This window comes from Proteus sp. fly-1067, from assembly GCF_040139345.1.
Lineage (GTDB): Bacteria > Pseudomonadota > Gammaproteobacteria > Enterobacterales > Enterobacteriaceae > Proteus > Proteus vulgaris_B.
The window spans coordinates 1-4,714 of record NZ_JBEEUL010000028.1; the positions used below are offsets into that span (position 1 = coordinate 1).

Genomic DNA, 4,714 nt, shown 5'->3' on the forward strand with positions numbered 1-4,714 from the left:
CGCAAGTACCGGATCACCAATAACAGGCAATCTCTCACTCACCTTAACCCAATTAGTTCCCTGCATTAGATGCCTCCTCACGATTCCCACTCATAGCCAACCTTAATTTTCTTGGCTTGATCTAAGGTATTAGTCATCACTTCCGTGTTAGAAATGACCCCATAACAATTGCACTCTACCAGCGTTAGGTAATATTCATTTTCTGTTCCATCATCCGATTTGTAGGTATGACATACAGGATCACCTAAAACATTGGTAACGGTATGTGTTAGTAAGTTCATCTAAAAATCCTCTTGCGTGTTATCTGAAGCCATGCTTTTGCTTCAAATTGGCGATTATTGACAGTGATTTATTGCGGCTTGTTGGTGTGATCTTGTGTTCGACTTGAAGCACTGGCGCTGGAATAGTTTCACCTGATTTGATTCTTGCAGTCATGCTCCGTAACTCTTTGGCGCAAAGCTTCTTAACCTCATTATCCGTTAGGCTTTTACTTCGCATCTCAGAGTAAATTTTAGTTACCATCCAGTAGCAGGCGTTAGAGGGCCATTTCATTTCACGCCAGCCACGCATTTTGCAGTATTCTCGATAGAGTTCGTAAAGTTGATCCTCGTCAGGTAAACCAACCGCTAGAGATTCACCTTGTTTACACCATTGAATAAATTGACCAGGAGCAGGAAGAAATGGGTTCTCTTGTTGTCTGGCAATTTTCATCCCTGCGTTAATTTGATCTATCGTGCGGATATTGTTTTCAGCAAATGCTTTTGTCCACTGACGTTTAAACTCGTTTAAATCCTCCTGATCTTTAAAGTTTGCCATTGACGCAGGAAATGTTGCTCGAAGTTGTTTGAATAACTCATTAAATACTTGTGCTGTATGTTCTCTGACTGGCTGTGTTTGCTGTAATGGTGCTGAATTGCTCATTACCTGCAATGTTCTACCATCCCGTTGCTGAATGGCAGTAACAAGTGATTTCATATATCAACTCCCTCCATCCATTTCGTGTCATCAAAATCTATTTTTGATTTCTGTAAAACTTGATTATTGATTGCGGGTTTACGATTAGGTTGCTGACTTTGGATAACCAGAGTGTCCCATTTCTCACGTAGTTTTGCGGGAGATAACACGTTGCTACACCAGAACGAGTCACGATTAGCCCATTTAAACATTCTGCAAATATCTTGGTGTGTATGTCCGTCTAGTTGTCTCATCAGGCGAACATCGTTAGCCCATGTTGACCAATTAGGTTCTTTAGTCGTAGGACTTACAATCAACACTTTCTCGTAAATCCATTGAGCAGCTTTTAGGTCTTCAGCATTACCCCATTTGTCCCCTTTCTCTGAACTCACAGCTGCATCAGGTTTTACCTTACGAGGCACAGAAGATTTTTTTCTCGGACGATCATTTAATAATTTATTATTAAATATATATTGTTCATGATGTGCGGATTCATGTGCGTTGTTATGTGCGGGTATGTTGCCTAAAGGTGCATGAATACTGGCTTCATCATGTGCGTTGTTATGTGCGTACTTATGTGCGGGTACACTGACTAAATTTTGAGCATAATCACTGTAATTTGTGATAGTTATCACGGTGCCTTTATGCTTCTCTCCTTCGATTGAAATCATCCCTTCACGAACAAAAACAGCCAGCATTCGATTAACCGTATCTCTACTGGTTGGCTTGCCGTTCCTGTCGCACAGGTTTAGCCCTAGATTGGCTGGAGTTGTAACCAACTGACCAGCCTTTAAATGCCATATATGCCCTTTGTAATTGGCTGTGTACGGCTCGCTCTGAGCTTCTAACAATAAGTTTTCCCATAGTGTTCTAAGATAAACATCTTTAGCCCACGACTTATTTTTTATGCTCCTGTACAACGGGATGAAACCTAGCTTCTGGTTTTCCACCCTGTTGCTCCTTTGTTGTCTTGCAACACCAAGATCGTAGAATTTAGCTGTATTCACCACGACCTCCATATCTATTTGTTAAATAAACAGAATTCATATATAATTACTCCATTAATTAGCTGTATCAGACAAGAGAAACCTAAATTCCCCTTGTCGTAATTACTGGTTATTGATACAGTGCATTTGTTAGTTTAAATGGTTAAGTCCATTTGTTGAGAAGCCTCAGTTACCGCTGGGGCTTTTCTTTTAATCTTTCCCTTCCCTTCAAGCATCTGAATCAATCTCTCTGCGTAATCACCCTCAATGACAACCTTTGTTGGTTTCTCACTAATAGCAACTGAATCAGGCGGTAATCCAAGCTCTGTTATTGCTTTACAAGCAAGCTCAAATATTCGATTTTTATCACGACTTGAAGTTGATGGATGAACGCCTAGCATTTTTGCCAGTCCGTTATTTCCGACTGAATACATTTGTTTTAGATAGAAGCTCATCAATTCATTTGACGAACATTCAACTTTGATAGTTTTTGATAGTTCCATTTGTTAAATTCCTTCTTAGATTACTTCCCATATTGGGAACAGCAGTAATGATCCGTGGCTCATTCCATATGAGCGGATTGTTTGCTCTGAGAATTTACTCTGAGCGGGTTAGCAATGTTAAAGAGCGGGTGAAACTAATTTTTATCTTTTACTAAATGCTCAAATGGTATTCCGAATAGTTCGTTGATTTGAGCGTATCTTGCAGGAGGAATGCGACCTTTTTGCTCCCATTGTCTAATGGCCTGATCGCTAATCTTTAGCTTCTTAGCTAAAGCTGGAATTCCACCTGCTTTTTTAATTGTTGTTTCCAATGCATTCATAAAGATATTCCTTTAACTGATTAACAACAAGAAGAATACAAGAAATGCTTTATTTAAGCAAGTATTACTTGTTGGAAAAATAAAAGCACAACTTGTATATTGAGCGAATGAAAACTATGCGCGAAAGAATCAAGCAAGCTAGACTTGCAAAAAACATGACCCAAGCTGAGTTAGCTGAGTTGGTAGGAGTATCACCACAATCAGTACAGCAGTGGGAGACCAGTACTGAGCCAAGAAAAAACAGAGTTATTAAAATTGCTGAAATACTTGAAGTTGATACCAATTGGTTGTTATTCGGAATAACTGATATTGATGAAAGAAACAAAGTCAGTAGTATTCAAATAAATCAAGATATTGAAGTTTCAGATAAAAATACCTACAAGGTGGAGATGCTGGATATCCAAGCTAGTGCAGGGCCAGGTGTGATGGTTCTTGATGATTTTATTGAGACAATAACGGCTATTGAGTATTCAGCAGATGAAGCAAAAAGACTGTTTGGTGGGAGATCTGCATCCACAATCAAGATGATCACTGTTAAAGGTGACTCTATGGCTGGAACATTTGAGCCCAGAGATCAAATATTCGTAGATATCACCACTAACTTTTTTGATGGTGATGGAATTTATGTCTTTGTATTAGATAATCAGCTATATATAAAAAGGCTTCAAAAGCAATATAAGAGACTGGCTGTCATATCGGATAACGCAAGATATGAAACTTGGTATTTAGAAGAAGATAGTATCAATAGCCTCTACATTCATGCCAAAGTTTTAGTTAGCCAATCTATAAAATACAAATTTCATGGATAGAAATTTATTTAATTATCAGGTGGTAACTAAATGAAAAATATAATTTTATTACTAATTACTGTTTCTTCAATATCTGCCCATGCTACTAATAAGATTGATATCACTAATGAAGATGACTTCAAATTGATAACTACAATCATGAAAGCATCTGAGTGCAACGCTTACTCTTCTTTATATAAATTTCAGCAAGAAAATAATGTGCCAAATGGGGATGAGTTTATAGATAAATTCATGAGCAATGAGGCAAAAAAGAAAAACAGCACCTTAATTGATATGACCAACGATTGCCAGAAAGCACTACTGGATTTCGCAGAAATAACATCAAGTAAAAACTAGCTACCTCTCACCTACCACATCACGGATCCCTCTTTAATGAGGGATTTTTTATGCCCACAAATCACAAAAACCGCCAACAGAATAAAAAATTTAATTTTTTTACAAAAAATAACACAAACAAAAACAAGCATTTATTGTTTAAATAAAGTTTAACTCAAGTTTTTACACAAGTTTTACTTGTCTTAATAAAGTAATGCTTGTATAGTTAATCACATCGAAGGCAAGGAGCCATAGATAAACAGGATGTTTGCTCTTTTACAATTAGGAACGCTCAGAATAAATTTTCAGAGCAACCACTGAGTTGTTTTTGGGATTGGTGAATGCGCAGGCTGATGCGCTGCAATCTTGTGAGTAGATGGAGAATGATGCCCGCATAAGGCGTAGGTAATCGACCAGTAGGGGCAAGATGAAGTAGGCATATCAGTAAGGCGATATACACGAATCACGCTAGTAGCGTGGACTTGATAGAGGCCGAGAAAATCAGTAAGCCCTTCCGGAGGTCAGCACCGGACACCAATCACCAAAGATCACTTAGGAGGCAAATATGGCAACAATAACTTTTAAAGAGAACTCAAAAATTCGCAGACGCAGAAAGCAAGGTGAGTTTTTGGCTCGAAAGATAGCTATGAGAAGTCGCTCAGTGGAAGAAATTTGGGATTCGATATTTGGTGTTGAGAAGCCAGAACGCCATGTTCTCTCTCTCAAGCCAACAAAACATCATCCAAGTGGAGATAACTGTTGCTTACCTAATGTAGCAGTATTTTCAGGAGTTAAAACAAAACAGCCGAGCAGTGAGTTCGGGGTTA

General features: G+C 38.4%; 8 protein-coding genes. 3 read left to right on the forward strand and 5 right to left on the reverse strand.

Going from position 1 to position 4,714, the window contains the following annotated elements; all coding sequences use genetic code 11:
• Positions 1 to 77: 77 nt before the first annotated feature.
• The 5 genes from ABN217_RS18555 to ABN217_RS18575 all read right to left on the reverse strand — a co-directional run bounded on the left by ABN217_RS18555 (position 78) and on the right by ABN217_RS18575 (position 2,763).
• Positions 78 to 281, reverse strand: coding sequence for a hypothetical protein (locus ABN217_RS18555; protein WP_349459760.1), 204 nt, complete (start codon positions 279 to 281; stop codon positions 78 to 80).
• Between the two features lie 19 nt (positions 282 to 300).
• Positions 301 to 975 carry a replication protein P gene (locus ABN217_RS18560; protein ID WP_349459761.1) on the reverse strand — a complete coding sequence of 225 codons (675 nt, stop codon included), beginning with the start codon at positions 973 to 975 and terminating at the stop codon, positions 301 to 303.
• Complete coding sequence (locus ABN217_RS18565) at positions 972 to 1,904, reverse strand: phage replication protein O (RefSeq protein ID WP_502935133.1); 933 nt, start codon at positions 1,902 to 1,904, stop codon at positions 972 to 974. Before ABN217_RS18565 ends, ABN217_RS18560 begins: the two co-directional genes overlap by 4 nt.
• 191 nt (positions 1,905 to 2,095) lie before the next feature.
• Positions 2,096 to 2,443 (reverse strand): hypothetical protein, encoded by a 348-nt coding sequence (locus ABN217_RS18570; RefSeq protein WP_161769471.1) that lies wholly within the window; start codon positions 2,441 to 2,443, stop codon positions 2,096 to 2,098.
• A gap of 134 nt (positions 2,444 to 2,577) precedes the next feature.
• A complete protein-coding gene (locus ABN217_RS18575) occupies positions 2,578 to 2,763 on the reverse strand; it encodes a Cro/CI family transcriptional regulator (protein ID WP_012367616.1) in 186 nt (61 codons plus the stop codon).
• 107 nt (positions 2,764 to 2,870) lie between these two features.
• Here ABN217_RS18575 and ABN217_RS18580 point away from each other — a divergent pair, with 107 nt between their 5' ends.
• The 3 genes from ABN217_RS18580 to ABN217_RS18590 form a co-directional block, all read left to right on the forward strand.
• A complete protein-coding gene (locus ABN217_RS18580) occupies positions 2,871 to 3,572 on the forward strand; it encodes an XRE family transcriptional regulator (protein WP_012367615.1) in 702 nt (233 codons plus the stop codon).
• 30 nt (positions 3,573 to 3,602) lie between these two features.
• Entirely contained in the window at positions 3,603 to 3,908 is a 306-nt protein-coding gene (locus tag ABN217_RS18585; RefSeq protein WP_012367614.1) for a hypothetical protein, read from the forward strand.
• A gap of 544 nt (positions 3,909 to 4,452) precedes the next feature.
• Positions 4,453 to 4,714 (forward strand): hypothetical protein (locus ABN217_RS18590; protein WP_349459763.1); only part of this gene is annotated, 262 nt, incomplete at its 3' end.

Coding starts and splice junctions, on each gene's coding strand:
- ABN217_RS18555 (WP_349459760.1), bottom strand. CDS start 281: ATGAACTTACTAACACATACCGTTACCAATGTTTTAGGTGATCCTGTA.
- ABN217_RS18560 (WP_349459761.1), bottom strand. CDS start 975: ATGAAATCACTTGTTACTGCCATTCAGCAACGGGATGGTAGAACATTG.
- ABN217_RS18570 (WP_161769471.1), bottom strand. CDS start 2,443: ATGGAACTATCAAAAACTATCAAAGTTGAATGTTCGTCAAATGAATTG.
- ABN217_RS18575 (WP_012367616.1), bottom strand. CDS start 2,763: ATGAATGCATTGGAAACAACAATTAAAAAAGCAGGTGGAATTCCAGCT.
- ABN217_RS18580 (WP_012367615.1), top strand. CDS start 2,871: ATGAAAACTATGCGCGAAAGAATCAAGCAAGCTAGACTTGCAAAAAAC.
- ABN217_RS18585 (WP_012367614.1), top strand. CDS start 3,603: ATGAAAAATATAATTTTATTACTAATTACTGTTTCTTCAATATCTGCC.